Genomic DNA, 353 nt, shown 5'->3' with positions numbered 1-353 from the left:
GAGAAGGGGACGAACTGATCGAGGATCTGCTCGGAGGGGTGCAGGGCCGGCACCCGGGCCACGGAGGAGAAGGCCAGGGAGATCCAGCCGCCGCCACCGCCCTTGCGGTAGCCGAGTTCGACCCGGTAGTCGCGGTCGGAGAGGGGCACCGGCAGGTACCACTCGGTGGCATGGCTGTCGACCACCACCTCCTGGAGGGTGTGGGGATGGGCGGAGCCACCGGCCAGGCCGGTCACGTCGGCGACCCGCAGGCAGAGCTGGGAGGCACCGGCGTGGAGGGCATCGCTGCGGTCGTCCTCGGAGATGTCCCAGAAGACATAGGCCCACTGGGGATCGCGGGGCAGGAAGACGAC

General features: G+C 70.3%; 1 protein-coding gene. It reads right to left on the bottom strand.

Annotation, left to right across the window (positions count from 1 at the left end; translation table 11 throughout):
• The coding region (locus tag KUG41_RS15240) for a DUF4912 domain-containing protein (RefSeq protein ID WP_216905051.1) at positions 1-353 on the bottom strand (353 nt) is incomplete at both ends.

Origin of the sequence: Synechococcus sp. CCY 9618 (assembly GCF_019038415.1) — a bacterium.
Classification (GTDB): Bacteria; Cyanobacteriota; Cyanobacteriia; order PCC-6307; family Cyanobiaceae; genus Cyanobium.
Note: the sequence above shows the minus strand (reverse complement) of the source record. Positions and strands in the feature narration are given on the sequence as shown.